Genomic DNA, 25,708 nt, shown 5'->3' with positions numbered 1-25,708 from the left:
CCCCAGGCTATCGCTCGGAAGGGCGCGGCGGCCGCCGTGCGGGCTACTGCGCCACGGGTGCCGCGGCCGGGATGTCCATCAGGACGGTGCGCCGGGGGTTGGCGGTCTGCGCCGGGAGGTCGACGGAGTGTTCCTGCTGGTCCGGGGTCTGCAGGTCGGCGGCGTCCTCGAGGTGCACCAGCGTCGTACGCCGCGGGTTGGCTATCGTGCGGAACATCATCGTCGTCTTCACGGTTGTACTCGACCCTGTCGTCGTGCGGGCGCCGGACGGCCCCAAAGGGGGCGAATCCGGCGCGGGTTGGCAGATGCTTGTCTGTTGTAAAGCGTCAGGCTAAACATTCAATTCCCCTCCCCAGCCGCGAAGACCTCAAGATCCGTGTGTGAGTTTGCTCACGAACCTGCAGGCAATCCGGTCAATTCCGACTGGCGATTCACCGTATCGAAACGGACATTCCCCCCTGAAACCATCATTCCAATCCTGATCATGCCGACTGGGACACTTCTCGAGCCATAACAACTCCCGAACGTATGCCCGTTATAGGGGTAATTCTTTTCCACACCGCGTAACTCCGCACTCACATACTGTCACGTAGGTCACGGTTGGGCCCACGGACCTTGTTGGAGATCCGGCACTGTGCTGGAATTCCACGAACCGCCGCAGGATCGAGCCGGCGCGCAGGGGGCGCAAACAGCGCCGAGTGGCGGCGAGAGGGGGAGCCAGCGCCGGTCACTCACGACCACCCGGGGGGCGCATTCAGGGCGCCCTCTATAACGCCGACACCCGCTCTTCCGTTCAACCGGAGGGGCGCCTGGTCCAGAGGTTGCTAGTGCAGGGACGTTTCAAGAGGGATGGCAGTGCTTCGGCGGAGCCGGAGCCGCACGGCGGGACCGACCGCGGTTCCTCGCCCCAGCACGCCCAGAACCCGGGCCAGGCCACGTCCGGCGACGGCGGTGAACGCCCCGGGCGCCCCGGCGCGTCCGCGTCGCCGGGCCCCGCCGCGGCACCCACTCCGCCGGTCAGCCCGCCGAAAAGCTCCACCGGTCCCGGTTCGCGCATAGCCCTGCGCAACTGGCGCATCTCCACGCGTCTGGTGTCGCTGCTCGCGCTCCCGGTGGTCGCGGCCACCTCGCTGGGCGCGCTGCGCATCGGCGACTCCATGGACGACATCCAGCAGCTCGACAACATGAAGCTGCTGACCGAGATGACCAAGGAGGCCACCGAGCTGGCGGCCGCGCTCCAGGAGGAGCGCGACCAGTCGGCCGGTCCGCTGGCGCACGGCTCGAAGGCGACCGACTACACGGTCAAGAGCTACCGGGACAAGACGGACCGGGCGGTCGACAACTTCAACACCGCCGCCGAGGAGATCGACGCCAATGTCAGCAACGGCAACCTCCAGGGCGTCCGTGAGAGCCTGGTGGGCCTGGTCACCGACCTGGGCACCCTCTCCAAGATCCGCAACGGCGCCTACACGGCCAAGGACAACTCCACCCAGACCGTGGAGTCCTACCACCGGCTGATCACCCACCTGCTCGACCTCTCGCAGGACATGGCGGAGGCGACCAGCAACCCGGACATGATCCAGCGCACGCGCGCCCTGGCGGCCTTCTCCTCCGCCAAGGAGTACGCGTCCGTCCAGCGTGCGGTGCTCGCCGCGGCCCTGCCCGCGAACGACACCAGCTTCGGCGACCTGGCCGAGAACGACCGGCTGTACGCGGACTCCGCGCTGGAGAGCCAGGACTCCGAGCTGGCCAGCTTCAAGAGCATCTACGGCGACACGGCCGCCGCCGAACTCCTCAAGCCCATCGAAGAGGGCAACCCGACGATCGAGGCCACCGACACCTACGCCGACCGCGCGCTGAGCTCGGCGACAGGTCTGACGTCCCTGGACAAGCGGTCCTACAAGGACTGGACGGACGACAGCTCGACCAAGATCGAGCAGATGGAGAAGATCGAACACACGCTGCTCGAGGAGATGGAGCAGAAGGCCCGCGAGCTGCGTGCCGTCTCCGAGCGCGAAGCGATCATCTCCGGTGTCCTGATCCTGGTCGTGCTCGGCGTCTCACTGGTCGGTGCCTTCATCGTCGCCCGGTCCATGATCCGCTCGCTGCGCCGCCTCCAGGAGACGGCCACCAAGGTCGCCCAGGACCGTCTGCCCGAGCTGGTCAAGCAGCTGTCCGAGTCCGACCCGCAGGACGTCGACACGTCCGTGGAGTCGGTCGGTGTGCACTCCCGGGACGAGATCGGCCAGGTGGCCGCGGCCTTCGACGACGTGCACCGCGAGGCGGTCCGCCTCGCCGCCGAGCAGGCCCTGCTGCGGGGCAACGTCAACGCGATGTTCACCAACCTCTCGCGCCGCTCCCAGGGTCTTATCCAGCGTCAGCTGTCGCTGATCTCCGAGCTCGAGTCCCGCGAGGCCGACCCGGACCAGCTGTCCTCGCTGTTCAAGCTCGACCACCTCGCGACGCGTATGCGCCGTAACGGTGAGAACCTCCTCGTTCTCGCGGGTGAAGAGCCCGGCCGCCGCTGGACCCGCCCGGTCCCGCTGGTCGACGTGCTCCGCGCCGCCGCGTCCGAGGTGGAGCAGTACGAGCGCATCGAGCTGGCCGCCGTGCCGACCACCGAGGTCGCAGGACGGGTCGTCAACGACCTCGTGCACCTGCTCGCCGAGCTGCTCGAGAACGCGACCTCCTTCTCCTCGCCGCAGACCAAGGTCAAGGTCACCGGTCACGCGCTGCCCGACGGCCGCGTCCTGATCGAGATCCACGACACCGGTATCGGCCTCTCCCCCGAGGACCTCGCGGCGATCAACGAGCGGCTCGCCTCGCCGCCCACCGTGGACGTGTCGGTGTCCCGCCGCATGGGTCTGTTCGTGGTCGGTCGTCTGTCGCAGCGCCACGGCATCCGCATCCAGCTGCGTCCGTCCGACTCCGGTGGTACGACCGCGCTGGTCATGCTGCCCGTCGACGTCGCCCAGGGCGGGAAGAAGCCCGCTCCGGGCAAGCCCGGCCAGGGTGCGCCCTCCGCGGGCGGTCCGGCCGCCGCGCAGGCCGCCGCCGGTGCGGCCGCGGCCCGTCGCCAGACGGGCAACGGCGGTTCTCTCGGTGCCGGTGCGCCGGGCGGCGGTGCCCTCGGCGCCGGTCCCTCCGGTGGCGGCGCCCTCGGTGCGGGCGCTGCCGGCGGTGGCCGGCTCGGAGCCGGCCAGGGGCCGCGGGCCGCGCTGCCCGGCAGTGGCGCGGGCGGCCGCCAGAGTACGCCGGGCGGAGCCCGCGGGCCGCAGGGCCCGGCCACACCCCAGCAGGGCCGTCCGGCTCCGGCAGGCGCCGGCTTCGGTCAGGCACCCGGTGCGCCGCAGGGCATGCACGCCGCCGGTGCGTCGCAGGGCCAGGACATGTTCGGGGGCAGCCGTTCCGTACCTCCGCAGGCACAGAACGCCAACGCCGAGCAGAGCGGCGGCCGCCGTGGCCGCCGGCCGGTGCTGCCGGGACGCGGTGGTCCGCGCGCCGAGCTGCCGGGCGGCAACACTCAGCCCCGCACGCCCAGCTGGAGCGACGAGAACGCGCAGCCCCCGGTGCCGCGCGCCTCGCTCGACACCCCGCGCGGCCACGACGAGCAGGACCCGGCCCAGACCTCCCGGATGCCGCGCATCGACGACCGGAACGGACCGGGCGCGACCGCGGAGATCCCGGCGATCGGGCGCCCCGACGGCCGTCAGGGCCCCGGTGCCCCGTCCGCCACGTCCGCCACATCGGAGTTTCCCCGCCCCGACTACGGCGCTCCGCGTCCCGGTGCGAACGACCCTCAGAACACGGGCCGGTTCGTCCGTCCGGACGTCTTCGGCACACCGGCCGGGCAGCCCGGTCCGTCGTCCACGGGCCAGTTCGCGGCCCCGCAGGCGTACGACAACGGCTCCACCGGCCAGTTCCCGGCTCCCGGCAGCGCGCCCACGGGCCAGTTCGCCACCCCGGGCTACGACAACAGCTCCACGGGCCAGTTCGCCACCCCGGGCTACGACAACAGCTCCACGGGCCAGCACGCCACCCCGGGCTACGACAACAGCTCCACGGGCCAGTTCGCCACCCCGGGCTACGACAACAGCTCCACGGGCCAGCACGCGATGCCAAGCCGGCAGAACCCCGCGGGCCCCGGTCAGTACGAACGTCCGCAGGTCAACGGCACGTACGGCGGCAACGACCTCCCGCGCCCGCCGGTCCCCCCGCGTCCGCAGCAGCAGCCAGCCCGCCACGAGCCCGAGGCGCTGCCGCCGGCGTCGGGCCCCGGCGACGGTCGTACGCCGCTGTACGACACGCTGGAGACGAACTGGTTCCACGGCCAGCAGAGCAACGGCTCCGCGGCCCCGGCCTCCGCTCCGGCCCCGCAGCAGCAGCCGCAGGCTCCCGCTGCCCCCCAGCGTCCCGCAGCCGGCACCTGGCGCAGCTCGCCGAACGACGATCTCGTCCGGCAGGCAGAGCGCGTACGGCAGCCGGCCGCGGGCGGCGTCACCACCTCCGGCCTGCCGCGCCGGGTGCCCCGGGCGAACCTCGTCCCGGGCACGGCTCAGCAGCAACAGCACCAAACCGGTCCGCAGGTCTCGCGTGCGCCTGACGACGTACGCGGCCGGCTGACCAATCTCCGTCGGGGCATCGCGCAGGGTCGTCAGGCCGGCACCGGCCAGACGGGCAGCTTCCCGAGCCCCACTCACCAGCAGGAGCGTTAGTTGAGCCCCATGAGCCAGGCGGCACAGAACCTCAACTGGTTGATCACCAACTTCGTGGACAACACCCCCGGGGTGTCCCACACCGTCGTCGTGTCCGCCGACGGTCTGCTGCTGGCGATGTCGGAGGGCTTCCCCCGCGATCGTGCGGACCAGCTCGCGGCCGTCGCGTCGGGACTCACCTCGCTGACCGCCGGGGCATCCCGGATCTTCGAGGGGGGCACCGTGGCACAGACGGTCGTCGAGATGGAGCGGGGGTTCCTCTTCCTGATGTCCGTTTCCGACGGCTCGTCGCTGGCCGTGCTCGCTCACCCCGAGTGCGACATCGGCCTCGTCGGCTACGAGATGGCGCTCCTGGTCGACCGCGCGGGCGCGGTGCTCACGCCCGACCTGCGCGCCGAACTCCAGGGCAGTCTGCTTCACTGATCGGCCCCGGCACCACCCGTCTCACCAAACCACCGTCCGGCCGCCACAATCCCCCCACCGGCCCTGTCAGACGGCACGACTGACCGACCTGCTGTCCCGTCCGGAGGATTCATGACCCCGCCCACCGCCTCTCATGATCCGTACGCGGAGCCGTACGAGGATGAGGGCGACCAGCCGCTGGTACGTCCGTATGCGATGACCGGCGGCCGGACCCGGCCGCGCTACCAGCTCGCCATCGAGGCGCTGATCAGCACCACGGCCGATCCGGCAGCGCTCATGGGGCTGCTCCCGGAGCACCAGCGCATCTGCCACCTGTGCCGTGAGGTCAAGTCGGTCGCCGAGGTGTCGGCCCTGCTGGCCATGCCGCTCGGTGTGGCCCGCATCCTCGTCGCGGACCTCGCTGAGGCAGGCCTCGTCGCCATTCACCAGCCGGGCGGCGACGAGAGCACCGGCGCTCCGGACGTGACACTGCTCGAAAGGGTGCTCAGTGGACTTCGCAAGCTCTGACGGAGGCCGGGCGACGACCTCCGCGAAGATCGTGGTGGCCGGTGGCTTCGGCGTCGGCAAGACCACGTTCGTGGGCGCCGTCTCCGAGATCAACCCGCTGCGCACCGAGGCCGTCATGACGTCCGCGAGCGCGGGCATCGACGACCTGACCCACACCGGGGACAAGACCACCACCACGGTGGCCATGGACTTCGGCCGCATCACACTCGACCAGGACCTGATCCTCTACCTGTTCGGCACGCCGGGTCAGGACCGCTTCTGGTTCATGTGGGACGACCTGGTGCGGGGCGCGATCGGCGCGGTGGTCCTGGTGGACACCCGGCGCCTGGCGGACTGCTTCCCGGCGGTGGACTACTTCGAGAACAGCGGCCTGCCGTTCGTCGTCGCGCTCAACGGCTTCGACGGACACCAGCCGTACGCTCCGGAGGAGGTGCGCGAGGCGCTGCAGATCGGGCCGGACACGCCGATCATCACGACCGACGCCCGTCACCGCTCGGATGCCAAGAGTGCGCTGATCACGCTGGTGGAACACGCCCTGATGGCACGGCTGCGGTAGCACCCAAATCCGTAGTGGCGTACGGCAGTTGTCGTAGATGTACCGGAGCCGGCCGTGTCATTGACACGGCCGGCCACGGTGTTCATAACGTTTCGGCAGAGGAATCGGGTGGTACGGCCACGCGTCGCGGTCACTCGGTCTCGCTGCGCGCACAAAGGCCCCGTCTTTTGACGGGGCTCGCTCTTTATGACCGATTTATCTGGGGCTCACATCACACGGATCTTCACCTTCCACTGTTTGGTGGTGCGCAGGCCGACGTGCTGGAATGCCTGAACTGCCCAATAGTCAAAGACGTACTCATCAGTCGATGACAAGCGGGCTCTGAGACACAGCGGCACAACGTAGGTGCCGACCGCCGAGAGGTTGTTGGTCGAGTGAGGCGAAGCAAGAACGGTCCCGTGCCGTCGGCCCGGGGCAACTTCACCCCGCCGCCGCGCGGAGCGGCGCCCGCCCCTGTGCCCGGTCCGGATCCGACGGCGGCCCCCGCTCCGAGCGGCGGCCGTCTCTCCCCGCGCAACTGGCGTGTGCCGACCCGGCTGAACGCGATCCTGCTCATACCCGTGCTGGTCGGCCTCATCATGGGCGGCTTCCAGGTGAAGGGCTCGATCGACACCTGGCAGGAGGCGGAGGACGCGGAGAGCACCGCACGTCTGGTGCGGGCCTCGCTGACCTACGCGGACGCCCTCTACAACGAGCGTGACGTCAGCGCCGCCCCGCTGCTGCTGGACAAGAACAAGGCCACCGTCACGGACGCCCGCAGACTGACGGACGACGCCGCCGACGCCTTCGACCAGGCCGCGCAGGACATGCCGCAGACGGCCGGCCTCGAGCGCCGCCTTGAGCTGTTCCGCGTCGAGGAGCCCAAGCTCCAGACGCTGCGCAAGGGCGCCTACGTATCCCCCCAGCTCACCGGCGTGCAGACCGAAGAGGGCTACACCAAGATCGCACACCCCCTGATGGAGTTCGCCAACGAGCTCGGTCTGGGCACCGGAAACATCACGAGCTACGGCCGTACGGTCTACGCGATCTCGCTCACCAAGGCGGCGCTGTCGCTGGAGCGCTCCATCGGCATGCACCTGCTGGTCAAGCCCGGCCCCGGCACGGGCAGCTTCGCCAGCCAGAAGGTCGCCCTCTCCTCCTACGCCTACCTGGAGGGCATCGCCGTCGAGGAGTACATCGGCGGTGGCACCGAGGCCGACGCGCAGGCCCTCGAGGACGCCAAGGCGAAGATCAGGTCCGACGGTGCGGCAATGGCCCGGCAGGCCGGAGCCAAGGACCCGGACTACGTGCCTCCGCCGTCCAACCCCACCAAGATGGTCGCGGCCGTCGCGACGCTGAAGTCCATGGACCCCAGCGACCGCCAGACGCTCGCCCAGGGCGGCATCACCGCTGACAACTGGTGGGCGGTCAACACCCTCAAGTACAACGCGTACCGCCAGATCGAGTCGGACCTGGCCGACAAGGCGGTGAACGAGGCGTCCGGCATCGCCGACGACGCCAAGCAGTCCGCGTTCATCACCGGTGCCGCCGTCGTGGTCGCCCTGCTCGCCGCGTTCATCCTGGCCGGCATGGTGGCCCGCCAGATGAGCCGGTCGATGCGCCAGCTGCGCAACGCCGCCTTCGGCATCGCCGAGCAGCGTCTGCCGATGCTGGTCGACCAGCTCTCGCGCACCGACCCGGGCCGCGTGGACACCCGTGTGCAGCCCATCCCGATCAACACCAGGGACGAGATCGGCGAGGTCGCCCGGGCCTTCGACCAGGTCCACCGCGAGGCCGTCCGGCTCGCGGCCGAGCAGGCCCTGCTGCGGGGCAACATCAACGCGATCTTCACCAACCTCTCGCGCCGCAACCAGTCGCTGATCGAGGGCCAGCTGACCCTGATCACCGACCTGGAGAACAACGAGGCCGACCCGGACCAGCTGGAGAACCTCTTCCGCCTGGACCACCTGGCGACCCGTATGCGCCGCAACGGCGAGAACCTTCTCGTTCTCGCCGGCGAGGAGCCCGGCCGCCGCTGGGACCAGCCGGTCCCGCTGGTCGACGTCCTGCGCGCCGCCTCCTCCGAGGTGGAGCAGTACGAGCGCATCGAGCTGTCGGGCGTCCCGGAGGCCGAGATCCACGGCCGCGCCGTGACCGACCTCGTGCACCTGCTGGCCGAGCTCCTGGAGAACGCCACCACGTTCTCCTCGCCGCAGACCAAGGTCCGCGTGACCGCGACGCGTCTGCCCGACGGCCGGATCATGATCGAGATCCATGACAAGGGCATCGGCCTCACGGCCGAGGACTTCGCGGACATCAACCACAAGCTGGCCAACCCGCCGACCGTGGACGCCGCGATCTCCCAGCGCATGGGCCTGTTCGTGGTCGGCCGCCTGTCCGACCGGCACGGCATCCGCGTCCAGCTGCGCCCCTCGGGCGAGCAGGCGGGTACCACCTCGCTGGTCATGCTGCCCGACGCGATCACCCACGGCGGTGGCGGCGAGCAGCAGCCGGAGCGCGACGAGTTCACGGTCTCGCAGATCATCCCGGAGCAGAGCTACCAGGGCGAGGACTTCAACAACGGCCTGCCGATGCGTACCGCCGCGGAGCTCGGCTTCGACGACAGCCGCTACACCGAGGTTCCGGACGACATCCGGGATCTGGATCCCGTGGGCCGCTCCCTGATGCGTGAGGAGCGCCGTGCGGCCCTGGAGGCACAGACCAACGGTCTGCCCGAGGGCGAGCAGGCTCCCGGGGCCCCGGCGTACGCCGACGGCTTCGACGCGCAGCCCGGCTACGGCAACGGCAGCGGCGGCTACCAGGAACAGCCCGCCGGGTACGACCGCCAGCACACGTACGAGAAGCAGCAGGCGCCGTACGAGGAGCCGCAGCGGACCGCGTACGACGAGCAGACGCAGCCGTCGTACGACGAGCCGTACTACGCGCCGAACGTCGGCATGCCGCAGCACGACGGCTTCTCGTCCGGCGGCGGCTACCCGGAGCCCACGTATGAGGAGCCGGTCCAGGACGAGCACGCGGCCGTCCACGCCACCGCCCCGGAGTCGTACACGGGCTTCGAAGAGCAGCCCTACCAGGACGACTGGCCCCAGCAGGACAGCTACCGGAACGGCTACCCGGACCATTACGCTCCGGAAACGGAACCCGCTCAGGCCGCTGACGGGAGTGAGCGGGACCGCGTAGGCTTCGAACGGCCGGAACCGGCATCCTCCACCGCCCACGAGCTGACGGACGCCGGGCTTCCGCGCCGCGGATCCGCCGCGAGCGGCACCAGCGGTGCACGGCCCTCGGTCCAGGAGCAGCCGGCCTCCGCGCCGGAGAAGAACGGCAGCGGCGACTGGCGCTCGGCGAACGACGAGCGCTGGCAGCAGGCTTCTCAGCTCCGCAAGCCCAAGGCCGGCGGGGTGACCTCCTCCGGCCTGCCGCGGCGGGTGCCCAAGGCCAACCTGGTCGAGGGAGCCGCCGAAAATACCCCCCAGGGTGGCCCACAGGTCTCCCGCGCTCCCGAGGACGTCCGGGGCAGGCTGAGCAACCTGCGCCGCGGTGTCCAGCGGGGACGCAACGCAGGCAGTGAAACGAACGGCCAGGCCACTGGGAATCAACACAGTGGTCCTGACAGCACCTACAACCAGGAGCGTTAGTGTGAGCCCGATGAGCCAGGCGGCACAGAACCTGAACTGGTTGATCACCAACTTCGTGGACAACACCCCCGGGGTGTCCCACACGGTGGTGGTCTCCGCCGACGGACTCCTTCTGGCGATGTCCGAAGGCTTTCCGCGCGACCGCGCCGACCAGCTCGCGGCCGTCGCCTCCGGTCTGACGTCTCTGACGGCAGGCGCCTCCCGCATCTTCGAGGGCGGCAGCGTGAACCAGACGGTTGTGGAGATGGAGCGGGGATTCCTCTTCATCATGTCCATCTCCGACGGTTCGTCGCTCGCGGTGCTCGCGCACCCGGAGGCGGACATCGGCCTCATTGGGTACGAGATGGCACTTCTGGTGGACCGTGCCGGTACGGTCCTCACGCCGGATCTGCGTGCGGAGCTCCAGGGGAGCCTGCTCAACTAGCAGCCAGACGGTGCGTATTGGCGTCCCGGGGCCGTAAGGTTTCGGGACGCGGCATCACAGTGATGGGTGCCCGGCACAGTCGGAGGAGGAGAGAAAGTGGCAACACCCCCAGGCGGTTCACCCTCGGGCAATTGGTCGTACCGACCTGGCCAGGGCCAGGGCCAGGGCGACGGTTCCCAGAACCCGAACCGTTACAACTTCCCCTCCGCACCGAGCCGGCACCGGCAGCAGCCGTACGTACCCCAGGGCCCCGGCCCCTCGCCGTACGACCAGCCGCCGGCGCCGCGCATCCAGCCCGTGCAGCCGCAACGCCGCGCCCCCGAACCGGCGCCCGCCGGTTCGTCGAACAACCCCCTGGTGCGCCCGTACGCCATGACGGGCGGCCGTACCAGGCCGCGGTACCAGCTCGCCATCGAGGCGCTGGTGCACACCACCGCGCAGCCGCACCAGATGCAGGGCCAGCTGCCCGAGCATCAGCGGATCTGCAACCTCTGCCGGGAGATCAAGTCGGTGGCCGAGATCTCGGCCCTCCTGACGATCCCTCTCGGCGTGGCCAGGATCCTCGTCGCCGACTTGGCGGAGGCGGGCCTGGTCGCCATCCATCAGCCCGGCGGCGACGAGAACGCCGGCGGCCAGCCAGACGTGACACTGCTCGAAAGGGTGCTCAGTGGACTTCGCAAGCTCTAGCGGCGGTCCTTCCCGCTCCACCACCTCCGCGAAGATCGTGGTGGCGGGCGGCTTCGGCGTGGGCAAGACCACGTTCGTCGGCGCCGTCTCGGAGATCAACCCGCTGCGCACGGAGGCCGTCATGACGTCTGCTTCGGCGGGCATCGACGACCTCACCCACACCGGAGACAAGACGACCACCACGGTCGCCATGGACTTCGGCCGTATCACCCTGGACCAGGACCTGATCCTTTACCTGTTCGGCACGCCCGGCCAGGACCGCTTCTGGTTCATGTGGGACGACCTGGTACGCGGCGCGATCGGCGCCATCGTCCTCGTCGACACCCGCCGCCTGGCCGACTGCTTTCCCGCGGTCGACTACTTCGAGAACAGCGGCCTGCCGTTCGTCATCGCCCTCAACGGCTTCGACGGCCAGCAGCCGTACAACCCGGACGAGGTCCGGGAGGCGCTGCAGATCGGACCCGACACCCCGATCATCACGACGGACGCACGGCATCGGGCTGACGCCAAGTCGGCGCTGATCACGTTGGTCGAGCACGCGCTGATGGCGCGGCTGCGGTAGCCGGAGCGCGGCCGCTGGCCTGCCCCGGACGGTTGTCGGCCGTCTGCGGGCAGTCGGTGGCAGGTCGCGCCCACACGGCGGAGCCGCATGTCGACACAGCCCCGCGCCCCGTCAGGAGCGCGCCAAGAAGGGCCCCTCCTGAGAGGAGGGGCCCTTCTTCGTCGTGCCGGCTCAGTGCCAGCTGTGCGGGGCGCGGAAGCCCGGCTCGCGTTCCAGACGGCGCCAGCCCGCCTTGAGGCGGCCCCGGCGCACCGGGGTCGACGGGGCGGCGGCTGCGCGGGCCAGCAGGACGGCCGTGATGGCGGCGACTTCCTCGGGCTCGGCGTGGCCCTTCTCGACGCGGATGTCAGGAGTGCTCATAGGTCTCAGTCTCCGTGGATGAGGTTTCCGCGGGGGAACCGGTGGGTTACCGCGGATCCGCTGGATTACTGCGGGGGGTTGCCGTGCTTGCGGGAGGGCAGGTCGGCGTGCTTGGTGTGCAGCATCGCCAGCGACTGGATCAGGACCTCGCGGGTCTCCGCGGGGTCGATCACGTCGTCCACCAGGCCGCGCTCGGCCGCGTAGTACGGATGCATGAGTTCGGACTTGTACTCCTTGACCATGCGGGCCCGCATGGCCTCGGGGTCCTCGGCCTCGGCGATCTGGCGGCGGAAGATGACGTTGGCGGCGCCCTCCGCGCCCATCACCGCGATCTCGTTCGTCGGCCAGGCATACGTCAGGTCCGCACCGATGGACTGGCTGTCCATGACGATGTAGGCACCTCCGTACGCCTTGCGCAGGATCAGCGAGATCCGCGGAACGGTCGCGTTGCAGTAGGCGTAGAGGAGCTTCGCGCCGTGGCGGATGATTCCACCGTGCTCCTGGTCGACGCCCGGGAGGAAGCCGGGTACGTCCAGAAGGGTGATGATCGGGATGTTGAACGCGTCGCACATCTGGACGAAGCGCGCGGCCTTCTCCGAGGCCTCGATGTCCAGGACCCCGGCCAGCGTCTGCGGCTGATTGGCGACGATGCCGACCACCTGGCCGTCCAGGCGGCCCAGCGCGCAGATGATGTTGCGGGCCCAGCGCTCGTGGACTTCGAGGTAGTCGCCGTCGTCGACGATCTCCTCGATGACCTTGGCCATGTCATACGGGCGGTTGCCGTCCGCCGGGACCAGGTCGAGCAGGACGTCCGAGCGCCGGTCCGCGGCGTCGGTGGGCTCCACGCGCGGCGGGTTCTCCCGGTTGTTCTGCGGGAGCATCGACAGGAGGTAGCGCACCTCGGCGATGCACGTCTCCTCGTCGTCGTACGCGAAGTGGCACACGCCGGAGGTCTCGGCGTGCACGTCGGCGCCGCCGAGGCCGTTCTGGGTGATCTCCTCGCCGGTGACGGCCTTGACCACGTCCGGGCCGGTGATGAACATCTGCGAGGTCTCGCGGACCATGAAGACGAAGTCCGTCAGGGCGGGGCTGTAGGCCGCGCCGCCCGCGCACGGGCCGAGCATCACGCTGATCTGCGGGATGACCCCGGACGCCTTGGTGTTGCGCTGGAAGATGCCGCCGTAGCCTGCGAGGGCCGAGACGCCTTCCTGGATACGGGCGCCCGCACCGTCGTTCAGGGACACCAGGGGCGCCCCCGCCGCGATGGCCATGTCCATGATCTTGTGGATCTTCGTGGCGTGGGCCTCGCCCAGCGCGCCGCCGAAGATGCGGAAGTCATGGGCGTAGACGAAGACCGTACGGCCCTCCACCGTGCCCCACCCGGTGATGACACCGTCGGTGTGCGGCTTCTTGGCCTCCAGGCCGAAGCCGGTCGCCCGGTGCCGGCGCAGCTGCTCGACCTCCCGGAAGGTGCCCGGGTCAAGCAGCAGCTCGATCCGCTCCCGTGCGGTCAGCTTGCCCTTGGCGTGCTGCGCGGCGGTCGCCTTCTCGCTCGGCCCGGCCAGCGCCTGCGCACGGATCTCGTGCAGCTCGGCCACACGCCCGCGCGCGTCCGTCGGCTCGACCGCCGGCTCTACCGACGGCTCACCCGTCGACTCGCTCGTCGCTTCACCCGGCGCCTCTTCCAAAACGGTCATGTAGTGACCTTACGAAGTGCAGCAAGGAAAGCGAGCCGTTGACTCCGTACAGTCTCCGGCCCGTTTTCCTGGTACCACTGAACAGAACCTCAGCGATATGCAGCCGTTCCGACTGCTCAGAGGGCGTCTTGCTTGTAGAGGTCACACAAAGGCGTCAGCCTGGAGCCGGCTCACATTCATGGGTGGCAGTGCCCTCCCCGGAGTGACAGGGAGGCGCAGTCGGCGCACCGCCGACCCGATCCCCGGGCGGCTCGCTCACGCAAAGCGTAGCGGTACGGCCCACGAGCGTCTTCGCCGGCAGGAGGCTCGATCCGCACTCAGGAAGTACGACGCGTCCAGCCCCTTGCGCTGACCGGTGATCCAGCCGGGGCACAGGGCGGCGTCTTTGACCCCGCCGGCGGTGACGGAGTCCGGGCACGACCCGGCCGGAAACCGTCCCGGAGGCCGGCCCGGGCGTCGCCTGGCCGAATCGCCCCTCTTGTGTGAGCACGTGCGGCGTTCGCATAATCCAGCAACTGATTTTGACCTGCCCATGCCATTAAATGGCCACCTCTTCACTGACCATTGACATGCGCACGTCATAAGCCAACCCCCCACGGAAGGCATCACGTTGAAGAGACTCCTCACGGCTCTCAAGAGATGCGCGGCCATCGGTGCCGCCGCCCTCGCGATCGCCGGCCTTCAGCCCGTCTCGGCCGCACAGGCCGCCCCGGCGCCCGTCGTCGGCGGAACCCGCGCCGCGCAGGGCGAGTTCCCGTTCATGGTCCGGCTCTCCATGGGCTGCGGCGGCGCGCTCTACACCCAGCAGATCGTGCTCACCGCCGCACACTGCGTGGGCGCCACCGGCAACAACACCAGCATCACCGCCACCGCCGGCGTCGTGGACCTGCAGTCCACCAGCGGCCGGGTGCAGGTCAGGTCCACCAGGGTCTACCGGGCCCCCGGCTACAACGGCAACGGCAAGGACTGGGCGCTCATCAAGCTCGCCCAGCCCATCAACCTGCCGACCCTGAAGATCGCCACCACCACGCAGTACAACACCGGCACCTTCACGGTCGCCGGATGGGGCTCGGCCACCGAGGGCGGCGCCCAGCAGCGCTACCTGCTGAAGGCCACCGTGCCGTTCATCAGTGACGCCGCCTGCCGTTCCTACAGCGGCTACGGCGGCCTCGTCGCGAGCGACGAGATCTGCGCCGGCTACGCGGCGGGCGGGGTCGACACCTGCCAGGGCGACTCGGGCGGTCCCATGTTCCGCCGGGACAACGCGGGCGCGTGGATCCAGGTCGGCATCGTCAGCTGGGGCATAGGCTGCGCCCGGCCCAACGCCCCCGGCGTCTACAGCGAGGTCTCCACCTTCGCCCCCGCCATCGCGTCGGCGGCGTCCACGCTCTGACGCCCACCTCGCCTCGTGACAATCCCGTACGACGTCCACGGGCCCGGCACCGCTCCGCGCCGGGCCCGTGTCCGTTCACACCCCCGTCAGTTCCACTGCGTCAGAATCCGCCCCCGTCGAAGCCCCCTCCGCCGCCGAAGTCCCCTCCGCCGCCCCCGTCGAAGCCGCCGCCGAAGTCACCGGAGCCGAAGTCCGCGCCGGACAGGTCGCCGCCCTCGTAGCCGCCGCCGAAGTCGCCGTAGCCGGAGCCGTAGTCGGCCGCGTAGGCCGGGGTGGCCATCATGCTGCCGAGCAGCGTGCCGACGAGCAGGCCCGGCAGGATGCCGCCGCCGAAGTAGCCGCCCGCCCAGGGGCCGTAGGCCGGGCCGGCGTCCCAGTAGGGGCGGCGGCCGTAGTCGGTGTCGACCTCGCGGATCACGGGGTCGCGGCCGTCGGCCAGGCGGGTTCGGTCGGCCGCGCAGACCGGGACCTCGCGGGGTGCGCCGGTCGGCGGCGTCCAGGTGGCGTCGGCGACCGACGGGCCGTGGCGCGGGTCGAAGAAGCAGGGCGGCCGGCGCTCGGGCAGTGTCCGGCCCTCGCGGCGGGCGGCGAGCTGGGTGAGCGAGAAGCGGCCGTCCTCCAGGGCCTCGGTGACCGCGCGTACGTCCTCGGGTCTGGCGGCCTCGGCCATGTATGTCTTCGCTTGTTCGTAGGAGTCGAGCGCCCGCTCGTAGTCCGCGCGCATGGCGTCGTCGGCGCCCGGTTCCGCCGGGTGGAAGTCGAGGCGGTCCAGCTCCTCGCCGAAGGCGGTGATGTCCTCGTCGACGACGACCCGCAGCCTCTCCAGCGCGGCCCGCTGTTCCCGCTCGTGGCGGCGCCTGTTGCGCCGTACGAGGCTGTAGGCGCCCGCGCCGCCGGCCACCAGCACCGCGCCCGCGGTGATCAGCGCGGTGGTCGACACCCCGCCGCCGGTGCCGGTGGAGCTCCAGGTCGAGGGGGCCGAGCCGCCCATGTTGATGAGGGCACTGTTCGTGAAGTCGGTGAGCTGGGCCTTGGCGTCCTCGCCCCGGACGCTGGTGACGAGGTTCTGCACGGCGGCGGGCGGCAGGACGACGGAGTCGGCTCGGGCGTCGAAGCGGTCGCCGAGGCGGATCGCGTACAGCCCGGTGATGCCGGTGGCGGTGCGCAGCTTCGTGAAGAGGTTCTGCGTCGGGTAGCCGGCCGGCAGCACGGCGATGAAGAGCGGTTTGTCGGCGTCCTTGATCTGCTGCGCGAGGGTGCCGGCGTCCGCGGAGGACAGCTGCTCGCTCGCGGCCGGGTCGACGTAGACAGGGCTCTTGCGGAGCGCTTCGGCGACCGTGGAGACGCTGGTGACGGCGGAGGCGGGCGTGGGGCCCACCGACAGTACGGTCAGGGCCGCGAGCACCAGGGCCAGCAGCAACCCCGGGAGGCTTCGGGTCCGTAGGACGGCCTTCATGGTTCGAAGTTACCCGAAGCATCCCAAAGCAGAACAACAGTGCTGATGGGAGGGGTGCCGGCTCAGCCCTCGGGGGACGCCGCCCGGTAGGCCGCGCCCAGCTTCTCCACGGCGGCCCCGTAACGCCCGGTCAGCAGGAGACGGTCCACGTCGGCGAAGGGGTTCGCCGAGGCCGGCGCGACGCCGGGCCGCCAGGGGACTCCGGCCCCCCGGCCGTCACTCGGCCCGAACGGCCTCGTCCTCAAACGCCGGACGGGCAGATGTGCCGGATTCCTACTCCGCGGGCTCCACTCCCGCCCGCAGCAGCCCGTACGCGTACGCGTCCTCCAGGGCCTGCCACGACGCCGCGATGACGTTGTCCGCGACGCCCACCGTCGACCACTCCCCCGCGCCGTCGGACGTGGAGATCAGGACGCGGGTCGTGGACTGGGTGCCGTGCACGCCCTCCAGGATGCGGACCTTGTAGTCCACCAGGTCGAGCTTGGCGAGCTGCGGGTAGATCTTCTCCAGGGCGACGCGCAGGGCGCGGTCCAGGGCGTTGACCGGGCCGTTGCCCTCCGCCGTGGCGACGATGCGCTCGCTCTTCGCCCACAGCTTGACCGTGGCCTCGTTGGCGTGGCTTCCGTCGGGGCGGTCCTCGACGATCGCGCGCCAGGACTCGACCTCGAAGTACTTCAGCGGCTTGCCCTCGACCTCCGCACGGAGCAGGAGCTCGAAGGACGCGTCCGCCGCCTCGTACGTGTAGCCCTCGAGCTCGCGCTCCTTCACCCGCTCCACGACCCGGCCGACCAGCTCGCGGTCGCCGCCCAGGTCGATGCCGAGTTCCTTGCCCTTGAGCTCCACCGACGCGCGGCCCGCCATGTCGGAGACCAGCATCCGCATGGTGTTGCCGACCTGCTCGGGGTCGATGTGCTGGTAGAGGTCCGGGTCGACCTTGATGGCGGAGGCGTGCAGGCCCGCCTTGTGGGCGAAGGCCGATACGCCGACGTACGGCTGGTGGGTGGAGGGAGTGAGGTTCACGACCTCGGCGACGGCGTGCGAGATGCGCGTCATCTCGCGGAGCTTGCCCTCCGGCAGCACCTTCTTGCCGTACTTCAGCTCCAGCGCCGCGACCACCGGGAAGAGGTTGGCGTTGCCGACCCGCTCGCCGTAGCCGTTCGCCGTGCACTGGACGTGGGTCGCGCCCGCGTCCACAGCGGCCAGCGTGTTCGCGACCGCGCAGCCCGTGTCGTCCTGGGCGTGGATGCCGAGGCGGGCGCCGGTGTCCGCGAGAACCGTCGACACGACTGCCTGGATCTGGGCGGGGAGCATGCCGCCGTTGGTGTCGCAGAGGATCACCACGTCCGCGCCGGCCCGGGACGCCGTACGGACGACGTCCTTCGCATACTCCGGGTTGGCCCGGTAGCCGTCGAAGAAGTGCTCGCAGTCGACGAACACACGGCGGCCCTGCTCCTTGAGGAACGACACCGTGTCGCGGACCATCTCCAGGTTCTCGTCCAGCGTCGTGCGCAGGGCCAGCTCGACGTGCCGGTCGTGGGACTTCGCGACCAGGGTGACCACCGGAGCGCCCGACTCCAGGAGCGCCTTGACCTGGGGGTCCTCCTCCGCCTTCGCACCCGCCCGGCGCGTCGCGCCGAACGCGACCAGCTGGGCGTGCCTGAAGTGGATCTCCTGCTGGGCGCGGGCGAAGAACTCGGTGTCGCGCGGGTTGGCGCCGGGCCAGCCGCCTTCGATGAAGCCCACGCCGAAGTCGTCCAGGTGCCGTGCGATGGCCAGCTTGTCGGCGACGGTGAGGTTGATGCCCTCGCGCTGGGCGCCGTCGCGCAGGGTGGTGTCGAAGACGTGGAACGAGTCGTCGAGCTCGCTGGTTTCCGTCATGGTGTCAAGGCTCCTGTGTTGGATCTCGGTCTGTACCGGAATGACCGGCTCCACCGTCCTCCCGTGATCCCTCGCGCTGCGCTCCCGGCTCGGGGTGGGCCAGAAATGCGAAAAACCCCTCGCGGGTGCGAGAGGTCTGCGCGCGGGTCGAGGACGACGGTGTCCGCCCGTACGTGGTTGTACGTGGCGGTCACTGCGGACCGGCGCGCCTGCTGCCAATAATCATGGCGAACGAGAGCACGGGGGCATTCTGGCACAAGCCGTCCCCGCGTGAACCGACCGTCTCAGGATGCGAACAGCCCGGTGCAGGCCGCCGGCAGGACGAGCACCGTGAGGCTCTGCGGACGCCGCGGCGTGCGCAACGTCCGCGCCCGCCGGCGCAGCCGGGGTACCGGCGACCGTCCGCTCACCCGTACTCCCCCTCCCCCGGCCAAGCGCACTCAAGGGCGCGCGCTCCCCCCGCGGAATCAGTGGATACCCGCGCGGGGAGGCGATGCAGCGTCCAACGGACCGCCGTTCCTCGCCCGGCCGTCGAGGCCGGCAGGACGGGACTCAGCCCAGCCGGTGCATCCAGCCGTGCTTGTCCTCGGCCGTGCCCCGCTGGATGTCCAGCAGTGCCTCGCGCAGTCTGAGGGTGACCTCGCCGGGCTCGCCGCCCGACTGCTGCCACTCGCCGCTGGTGCGCTTGACCGTGCCGACCGGGGTGATGACCGCAGCCGTGCCGCAGGCGAAGACCTCCGTCAGCGTGCCGTTCTCGGAGTCGCGCTGCCACTGCTCGACGGAGACACGGCCCTCCTCGGCCTCGTAACCGAGGTCGGCCGCGACGCTCAGCAGCGAGTCGCGGGTGACGCCCTCCAGAATGGAGCCGGTGAGGGAGGGCGTGATGATCTTGTTGCCGTACACGAAGTAGAGGTTCATGCCGCCGAGTTCCTCGACCCACTTGCGCTCGACCGCGTCGAGGTAGCAGACCTGGGCGCAGCCCTTGGCGGCGGCCTCGGCCTGAGCGAGCAGGGAGGCGGCGTAGTTGCCGCCGGTCTTCGCGTCGCCCATGCCGCCTGGGACGGCGCGGACGTGGTCCTCGGAGACCCAGATGGAGACCGGCTTGACGCCACCGGGGAAGTACGCGCCGGCCGGGGAGGCGATGACCAGGAAGAGGTACTCGTTGGCGGGCTTCACGCCCAGACCGACCTCGGTCGCGATCATGAACGGGCGAAGGTAGAGGGACTCCTCGCCGCCGTGCGCCGGGACCCAGGCCTGGTCCTGCCGCACCAGCGCGTCGCATGCCTCGATGAACGTCTCGACGGGCAGCTCGGGCATACCGAGCCGGCGGGCGGAGGCCTGGAAGCGCCGGGCGTTCTTCTCGGGACGGAAGGTGGCGACCGACCCGTCGGGCTGGCGGTACGCCTTGAGGCCCTCGAAGATCTCCTGTGCGTAGTGCAGGACCATGGTGGCCGGATCGAGGGAGAGCGGGGCGTACGGCACGAGCTGGCCGTCGTGCCAGCCGCGGCCCTCCGTCCACTTGACCGTCACCATGTGGTCGGTGAAGTGGCGGCCGAACCCGGGGTCGGCCAGGATCGCCTCGCGCTCGGCGGCGGAGAGCGGGCTGGCGGAGGGCTTGAGCTCGATCGTCGTGGGCGTCGTCATGAGTGGTAGTCCTTCACCGGTTGTAGTGACGGGCCGCGCTCACGCCCGTACTGCCAGTGGCCAGTGCTAGGACGTCCGAGCATTCCCTCATTCCGCGGCTCCGCGTTCGATTATCGCAAGACGGAGACCGTGGACGAAACGGCGTGAATGCGGTCCAGGGGATGATGGTGGCACCCGGCGGGGACAGGGGGAAGCCGCCGGGTGCGGTGCGACCCGGCGGCTTCGAATGCTTCGAGTGGCCTGGGGGTCCCCCCAAGGCCCTTCAGGCTCTGGGGGAGGGTCAGCCGGCTACTCGTACGGCGAGCGCGTCGCCGATCTCGGAGGTGCTGCGGGCGGGCTTGCCGGTGCGCTCCGCGAGGTCGGCGGAGACGGCGTCCTCGATGCGCGTCGCCTGGGTCTCGTAGCCGAGGTGACGCAGGAGCAGGGCGACGGACAGGACCGTGGCGGTGGGGTCGGCCTTGCCCTGGCCCGCGATGTCCGGGGCCGAGCCGTGGACCGGCTCGAACATGGACGGGAAGTCGCCGCCGGGGTTGATGTTGCCGGAGGCGGCGACGCCGATGCCGCCGGAGACGGCCGCGGCGAGGTCGGTGATGATGTCGCCGAAGAGGTTGTCGGTGACGATCACGTCGAAGCGCTCGGGCTGCGTGACCAGGTAGATGGTCGCCGCGTCCACGTGCATGTACTCGGTGGTGACCTCGGGGAACTCCGCGGCCACCTTGTTGAAGACGTCGGTCCACAGATGACCGGCGAAGGTCAGCACGTTGTTCTTGTGGATCAGCGCGAGCTTCTTGCGCGGGCGGGCCTGCGCACGGGCGAAGGCGTCACGGACCACGCGCTCCACACCGAACGCGGTGTTGACGGAGACCTCGGTGGCGACCTCGTGCTCGGTGCCCTTGCGGATGGTGCCGCCGTTGCCGGTGTACGGGCCCTCGGTGCCCTCGCGGACGACGACGAAGTCGATCTGCGGCTCGCCGGCCAGCGGGGTGGCCACGCCCGGAAGGAGCTTCGAGGGACGCAGGTTGACGTGGTGGTCGAAGGCGAAGCGGAGTTTGAGCAGGAAGCCGCGCTCCAGGACGCCGGACGGCACCGAGGGGTCGCCGATCGCGCCGAGCAGAATGGCGTCGTGCTGCTTGAGGGCGCCGAGGTCGGCGTCGGTGAGGGTCTCACCGGTGGCGTGGTAGCGCCTGGCGCCGAAGTCGTACTCCTGGGTCTCCAGCTTCACATCCTGCGGAAGGACGGCGGAGAGGACCTTCAGGCCTTCGGCCACGACCTCCTGGCCGATGCCGTCACCGGGGATCACTGCGAGATTGATGCTGCGAGACATGTCGGCACCGTACTCCTTGTCCCATGGAATGACATGGGCCGTCCGCGATACGGACAGCCACACGGGTGGAAGGCGGCAGCCCTTCGGCTGCCGTTCACCCGTACGTGGGGCCGGTGTTGGGCTTCGCTGGGAAGTTCACCCGCATGGAGACACCGGACTTCGGCATTCCCCCGCGGCTCGCGCGCCGGATGAGCATGGCGGAGCAGCACGAGTACCTGCGCACGAAGCTGACCCGGCGCCGCACGCTGGTGACCGCGGGCGCGGTGGCGGGCGGGCTGCTGACCGGCTGCGCCGCCGCGGGAGCGAGCGGAACGGCCACCACCGCGGCCTCCGGCTCCCCTCTCGACGAGGTGCACGGCTCCGTCGTCGCGCCCTTCGGCCGCCACCTCGCCTTCGGCGCCGACCCGAAGTCGCAGATGCGGGTCTCCTGGCAGGTGCCGCTCCCGGTGCGGAAGCCGTACGTCCGCATCGGCCTGCGGCCCGACGATCTGGGCCGCAGGATCGAGGCCGAGGTACGGGGCCTGCACACACCCGGGCTGACGGGCGTGCGGCCCGCTCTGCAGCAGTACTACGTGCACGCGGCCCTGGACCGCCTGCGCCCCGGCACGACGTACTACTACGGCGTCGGCCACGAGGGCTTCGACCCGGCCTCGTGGCAGGGCAGGCGGACGATCGCCTCCTTCCGTACGGCGCCCGCGAGCCCGGAGCGGTTCGTGTTCACCGCCTTCGGCGACCAGGGCGTGAGCCGGGCCGCCGCCGCCGCTGACGACGCCCTGATGCGCCAGAAACCGGCCTTCCACCTCCACGCGGGCGACATCTGCTACGCCGACGTGAACGGCCGGGGCAAGAAGTCGGACGGGTACGACCCGGCCTTCTGGGACCTGTTCCTCAAACAGAACGAGCCGGTGGCGAAGTCGGTGCCGTGGATGGTGACGACCGGCAACCACGACATGGAGGCCTGGTACTCGCCGGACGGCTACGGCGGCCAGCTGGCCCGCTTCTCCCTCCCGGACAGCGGCTTCGACCCGCGCTCGGCACCCGGCGCGTACGCGTTCACCTACGGCAACGTCGGCGTCGTCGCGCTGGACGCCAACGACGTCTCGTACGAGATCCCCGCCAACCTCGGGCACACCGACGGCCGGCAGACCAAGTGGCTGGACCAGAAGCTGGGGGAGCTGCGGGCGGACAAGGCGGTCGACTTCGTCGTCGCCTTCTTCCACCACTGCGCGTACTCGACGTCCTCGCACGCCTCCGACGGGGGCGTCCGCGCCGAGTGGGTACCGCTGTTCGCCCGGCACCGGGTGGACCTGGTGATCAACGGGCACAACCACGTCTACGAGCGGACCGACGCCATCAGGCACGGCGGGGTCGGCAGGCCGGTACCCATCGGCGCCACCACGGATCCGACGCGGGACGGGATCGTGTACGTCACGGCGGGCGGGGGCGGCAAGGACCTGTACGGCTTTCCGGCGGGCGTGAAGGAGAGCTACGAAGGGCATGTCACGCGCGGCGAGGCCGTCGAGACCTTCCAGTGGACCAGGTCCCGGGCCACCAGGCCGGAGACCGTGGAGTGGTCGCGGGTGCGCTACCGGGGCTTCTCTTTCCTCTCCGTGGAGGCGGAGAGCGGTACGGCCCCGAGGCTCAGGGTGTCGGCGCTCGCGCAGAGCGGCGAGCGCATCGACTATTTCGAGGTGCGGCGCGGCGGATGAGGCCGCGCCGCACCCCGCGGGTGCGGCTCCCGGCTTGTGCTTTCTACCCGTTTCGGTCCGCGGCTCAGTGACCGGTCGAGCCGCCGTTGTCCCGGCGGTCGAGGGCGCGCTGGAGCGCGGCCGCCGCGTTCTTGCGGTCGGATTCGGTGGTACGGGAGATGCGACGGACTCGACGGCGGGCGGTCGTCTCGGCCATGGGGAATCGACTCCTTCGAATTCCGGAAGGCGAACGGGGATACGAGACGCCGGAAGGGGCGGGGAGCGGTGCCGCAGGGGTTGCCTGCACGGGGCCCGGCTCACGACCGCCATTCGCTTGATCGAGCGAGACGTTCGGCTTCTACAAAACTAGATGAGGACGCCGCTTCTGTCTCCACAATTACTCGGACTTCCTACTATCTGAGACGGTGGATCGGGTCACACCACTCTGACCTGCGCCTTCAGGCCTTCCGGGGAGCGTCGGCACCCCCGTTCGGCCCCGCAGGGTGCCGAAGCGGTGGCGCCGCGCCACGATGGTCGGCAGCGGCCCTGCGTGCCGTTCCCGGTCCGGACTCGGGAGGGAGACCCGATGACCACGGAACATCCCCGCATCCTGGCGATGACCCAGCACCGCTTCGGCGGACCCGAGGTCCTGGAGCCGGAGGAGATGCCGCGTCCCGTTCCCGCCGAGGGCGAGATCCTGCTGCAGGTGCACGCGGCGGGCGTCGGCCCGGCGGACTGGCTGGCGCGTTCGGGAGCGGCCCCGCTGTACGGGGAGCCGCCGTTCACGCCGGGGCAGGACGTGTCCGGTGTGGTGGAGGCGGTCGGCGCGCAAGTGACCCGCCTCCGCCCCGGCGACGCGGTGTTCGGCTTGATCGACGGCGGCGGTCACGCCTCGCACCTCACCGCGCCCGCCGACCACTTCGCCGTCAAGCCGTCCACGCTGACCCACGTCCGCGCGGCCGCCGCCCCGACGGCGGCGCTGACCGCGTGGCAGGCGCTGATCGACCTCGCCGCGGCCGGACCGGGGACGCGCGTGCTGGTCCACGCGGCGGCGGGCGGCAAGGGGCACGTGGCGGTGCAGCTCGCCAAGGCGGAGGGCGCGTACGTCATCGGCACGGCCCACGCCGACCACCACGAGTTCCTGCGGGGCCTCGGCGCCGACGAACTCGTCGACCCGGCGACCACCGACTTCGCCACCGCCGTGCACGACGTCGACGCCGCGCTCGACCTGGTCGGCGGCGACCACGGCCCCCGCACCCTGAACACCCTGCGCCCGAACGGCCTGTTGATCTCAGCGGTCCCCGGCGACCTGGGCTTGTCCCCGGAGGACGTGGAGGCTCGCGGGATGCGCTTCGCGCTGGTCCGGCCGGCGCCCTCGGGAGAACGCCTGACGAAGATCGCCGCTCTTCTCGCCGACGACCGCATCCGCGTCCACATCGAGGCGGCCGTCCCGTTCACGGAGGCGGCCAAGGCGCATGAGCTGGGCGAGACGGGGCTCGGGAAGGGCGGACTGGTCCTGGTGATGGCCTGACTCTCGCCCACACGACTGATCCTCCGCGCGGCACGCGTCGCCGGGTTCCGACAACGGGAACGGTGAGGTCATGAACGACAAGGTCAAGGTAGTCCTCGAAGGCGGACCGGAGGGTCTGCCCGTGCGGATCGTCCCGGTCCCACCCCCGGGAAACGACGTGAAGATCGCGTTCCTGGGCGGCTACGAACACTTCAGGGCGACCCCACGGCAGGCGGACACACCGGAGGGCACTTTGCCCGTCTACGAGTGGTGGGAGCGGACGGAGCTCCCCGGGTAGTTCCGCGCCCGCTCCCGCGCCGGACACCGGCTCACCGCACCGCCGCCGCCACCGCCTCCCGGAACCCCTCCGGGTCCTCGGCCCATGGCAAGTGCCCGGCCTCCGGGAGAACCACCCTGCGTACATGCGGCAGGGCCCGCTCCAGCGAGTCCACCGCCGAGCGCGGCCGGATGTCCCGGGCACCGTCGACGATCAGCACCGGCAGGTCGAGAGCCCGGCACGCGGCGTACAGCTCGGGCGTGCCCCACGTTCGTTTCCGCTCCTCGTCGAGGGCCTTGCCGCACTCGGCGTTGATCCCGAACCAGGGGTCCGCCATGCGCCCGGCGTGCTCCAGGGCCCGCCCGCGGTCCTCGAACTCGACGGACCACTGCAGGACCGCCCGCTCCCGCTCCTCGCCCTCCGTCCGCCACTGACGGTCCGTCAACTTCTGCCAGCGGGCGAGCCGTTGCGGGTGTTCGCCGAGCCGTTCGAGCAAGTTCTCCACGTACGCCGGGTGCCAGTCCGCGTCCGGACCGATGCCGGTCCCGGCCACGTACACCAGCGCGCTCACCCGCTCCGGATGTGCCAGCGCGTAACTCAGTGCGAGCTGCGCACCCCAGGAATGGCCGAGCAGCGCCGTCCGGCCGAGCCCGAAGTGCCGTCGTACGGCGTCCAGATCGGCCACGAACCGCTCGCTCGTCCACGGCCCGGCGCACCGCTCGGACCGCCCGCAGCCGCGCTGGTCCCAGCGGACCACCGTGGCCCGGTCGGCGAGCAGTCCGGACACGTCCGTGAACATGTCCCACAGGCCGGGCCCGCCGTGGCACAGCACCAGCGGCGCACCGCGGCCCGACCGGGAGGCCCACAGACGCAGGCCGTCGTCCGCCGTCACCGTCTCGTTCCGCGTCCCCTTCATGACGGAAGTCTGCCCGGCGGCGGCACGGACGGGGCCGGGAAGCGGCTTCCCGG

Annotated in this window: 22 protein-coding genes; 12 read left to right on the top strand and 10 right to left on the bottom strand. The window is 70.6% G+C overall.

Features of this window, described 5'->3' with window-relative positions:
* Nucleotides 1-43: 43 nt before the first annotated feature.
* Nucleotides 44-232: a hypothetical protein gene (locus tag ACZ562_RS29905; RefSeq protein WP_471185363.1), complete on the bottom strand. Its 189-nt coding sequence runs from the start codon at nt 230-232 to the stop codon at nt 44-46.
* 595 nt (nt 233-827) lie between these two features.
* Between ACZ562_RS29905 and ACZ562_RS29900 the strand changes: the two genes are divergently transcribed.
* From ACZ562_RS29900 to ACZ562_RS29865, 8 genes are all read left to right on the top strand, one after another.
* Complete coding sequence (locus ACZ562_RS29900; RefSeq protein WP_471185360.1) at nt 828-4,715, top strand: sensor histidine kinase; 3,888 nt, start codon at nt 828-830, stop codon at nt 4,713-4,715.
* A 9-nt stretch (nt 4,716-4,724) separates the two neighbouring features.
* Nucleotides 4,725-5,138 carry a roadblock/LC7 domain-containing protein gene (locus ACZ562_RS29895; RefSeq protein WP_023546525.1) on the top strand — a complete coding sequence of 138 codons (414 nt, stop codon included), beginning with the start codon at nt 4,725-4,727 and terminating at the stop codon, nt 5,136-5,138.
* 111 nt (nt 5,139-5,249) lie between these two features.
* Nucleotides 5,250-5,645 carry a DUF742 domain-containing protein gene (locus ACZ562_RS29890; protein WP_030611532.1) on the top strand — a complete coding sequence of 132 codons (396 nt, stop codon included), beginning with the start codon at nt 5,250-5,252 and terminating at the stop codon, nt 5,643-5,645.
* Nucleotides 5,626-6,201, top strand: coding sequence for a GTP-binding protein (locus tag ACZ562_RS29885; RefSeq protein ID WP_015657619.1), 576 nt, complete (start codon nt 5,626-5,628; stop codon nt 6,199-6,201). The genes ACZ562_RS29890 and ACZ562_RS29885 overlap by 20 nt, the downstream gene beginning before the upstream one ends.
* A 374-nt stretch (nt 6,202-6,575) precedes the next feature.
* Nucleotides 6,576-9,839 carry a nitrate- and nitrite sensing domain-containing protein gene (locus tag ACZ562_RS29880; protein ID WP_471185356.1) on the top strand — a complete coding sequence of 1,088 codons (3,264 nt, stop codon included), beginning with the start codon at nt 6,576-6,578 and terminating at the stop codon, nt 9,837-9,839.
* A 10-nt stretch (nt 9,840-9,849) separates the two neighbouring features.
* Nucleotides 9,850-10,263 carry a roadblock/LC7 domain-containing protein gene (locus ACZ562_RS29875; RefSeq protein WP_004983065.1) on the top strand — a complete coding sequence of 138 codons (414 nt, stop codon included), beginning with the start codon at nt 9,850-9,852 and terminating at the stop codon, nt 10,261-10,263.
* Nucleotides 10,264-10,359: 96 nt separating this feature from the next.
* Entirely contained in the window at nt 10,360-10,950 is a 591-nt protein-coding gene (locus ACZ562_RS29870) for a DUF742 domain-containing protein (protein ID WP_471185353.1), read from the top strand.
* Nucleotides 10,931-11,512 (top strand): GTP-binding protein, encoded by a 582-nt coding sequence (locus tag ACZ562_RS29865; protein WP_009314218.1) that lies wholly within the window; start codon nt 10,931-10,933, stop codon nt 11,510-11,512. Before ACZ562_RS29870 ends, ACZ562_RS29865 begins: the two co-directional genes overlap by 20 nt.
* 171 nt (nt 11,513-11,683) lie before the next feature.
* Here the strand turns inward: ACZ562_RS29865 and ACZ562_RS29860 are convergent, their stop codons facing one another.
* Both ACZ562_RS29860 and ACZ562_RS29855 read right to left on the bottom strand, forming a co-directional pair.
* Nucleotides 11,684-11,872 (bottom strand): acyl-CoA carboxylase subunit epsilon, encoded by a 189-nt coding sequence (locus ACZ562_RS29860; RefSeq protein WP_471185350.1) that lies wholly within the window; start codon nt 11,870-11,872, stop codon nt 11,684-11,686.
* Nucleotides 11,873-11,937: 65 nt separating this feature from the next.
* Complete coding sequence (locus tag ACZ562_RS29855) at nt 11,938-13,569, bottom strand: acyl-CoA carboxylase subunit beta (RefSeq protein ID WP_471185348.1); 1,632 nt, start codon at nt 13,567-13,569, stop codon at nt 11,938-11,940.
* A 610-nt stretch (nt 13,570-14,179) separates the two neighbouring features.
* On the opposite strand from ACZ562_RS29855, the gene ACZ562_RS29850 reads away from it, so the two are divergent.
* On the top strand, nt 14,180-14,962 hold the full coding sequence (locus tag ACZ562_RS29850; RefSeq protein WP_471185347.1) for a serine protease: 783 nt from the start codon (nt 14,180-14,182) through the stop codon (nt 14,960-14,962).
* A 100-nt stretch (nt 14,963-15,062) separates the two neighbouring features.
* On the opposite strand, the gene ACZ562_RS29845 is transcribed toward ACZ562_RS29850, so the two are convergent.
* The 5 genes from ACZ562_RS29845 to ACZ562_RS29825 all read right to left on the bottom strand — a co-directional run bounded on the left by ACZ562_RS29845 (nt 15,063) and on the right by ACZ562_RS29825 (nt 21,264).
* Nucleotides 15,063-16,418: a hypothetical protein gene (locus ACZ562_RS29845; protein ID WP_471185344.1), complete on the bottom strand. Its 1,356-nt coding sequence runs from the start codon at nt 16,416-16,418 to the stop codon at nt 15,063-15,065.
* Nucleotides 16,419-16,480: 62 nt separating this feature from the next.
* Nucleotides 16,481-16,663, bottom strand: coding sequence for a hypothetical protein (locus tag ACZ562_RS29840; protein ID WP_471185412.1), 183 nt, complete (start codon nt 16,661-16,663; stop codon nt 16,481-16,483).
* 28 nt (nt 16,664-16,691) lie between these two features.
* Nucleotides 16,692-18,296: a citramalate synthase gene (gene cimA / locus ACZ562_RS29835; RefSeq protein ID WP_471185342.1), complete on the bottom strand. Its 1,605-nt coding sequence runs from the start codon at nt 18,294-18,296 to the stop codon at nt 16,692-16,694.
* Between the two features lie 552 nt (nt 18,297-18,848).
* Nucleotides 18,849-19,940 (bottom strand): branched-chain amino acid aminotransferase, encoded by a 1,092-nt coding sequence (locus ACZ562_RS29830; RefSeq protein WP_471185339.1) that lies wholly within the window; start codon nt 19,938-19,940, stop codon nt 18,849-18,851.
* A gap of 280 nt (nt 19,941-20,220) precedes the next feature.
* Complete coding sequence (locus tag ACZ562_RS29825; RefSeq protein ID WP_471185337.1) at nt 20,221-21,264, bottom strand: 3-isopropylmalate dehydrogenase; 1,044 nt, start codon at nt 21,262-21,264, stop codon at nt 20,221-20,223.
* A gap of 143 nt (nt 21,265-21,407) precedes the next feature.
* Here ACZ562_RS29825 and ACZ562_RS29820 point away from each other — a divergent pair, with 143 nt between their 5' ends.
* A complete protein-coding gene (locus tag ACZ562_RS29820) occupies nt 21,408-22,973 on the top strand; it encodes a purple acid phosphatase family protein (protein WP_471185334.1) in 1,566 nt (521 codons plus the stop codon).
* Nucleotides 22,974-23,037: 64 nt separating this feature from the next.
* On the opposite strand, the gene ACZ562_RS29815 is transcribed toward ACZ562_RS29820, so the two are convergent.
* Nucleotides 23,038-23,169, bottom strand: a complete 132-nt coding sequence (locus ACZ562_RS29815; RefSeq protein ID WP_471185332.1) for a hypothetical protein — start codon at nt 23,167-23,169, stop codon at nt 23,038-23,040.
* 369 nt (nt 23,170-23,538) lie between these two features.
* Between ACZ562_RS29815 and ACZ562_RS29810 the strand changes: the two genes are divergently transcribed.
* Together ACZ562_RS29810 and ACZ562_RS29805 are read left to right on the top strand one after the other, a co-directional pair.
* On the top strand, nt 23,539-24,483 hold the full coding sequence (locus ACZ562_RS29810) for an NADP-dependent oxidoreductase (protein WP_471185320.1): 945 nt from the start codon (nt 23,539-23,541) through the stop codon (nt 24,481-24,483).
* A gap of 70 nt (nt 24,484-24,553) precedes the next feature.
* Nucleotides 24,554-24,760, top strand: coding sequence for a DUF5988 family protein (locus ACZ562_RS29805; RefSeq protein ID WP_471185317.1), 207 nt, complete (start codon nt 24,554-24,556; stop codon nt 24,758-24,760).
* 31 nt (nt 24,761-24,791) lie between these two features.
* Here ACZ562_RS29805 and ACZ562_RS29800 read toward each other — a convergent pair whose 3' ends face one another.
* Nucleotides 24,792-25,655 (bottom strand): alpha/beta fold hydrolase, encoded by an 864-nt coding sequence (locus ACZ562_RS29800; protein ID WP_471185315.1) that lies wholly within the window; start codon nt 25,653-25,655, stop codon nt 24,792-24,794.
* Nucleotides 25,656-25,708 lie beyond the last annotated feature (53 nt).

The organism is Streptomyces sp. NPDC040410 (genome assembly GCF_055595715.1).
This window is presented reverse-complemented; position numbering and strand designations above follow the sequence as displayed.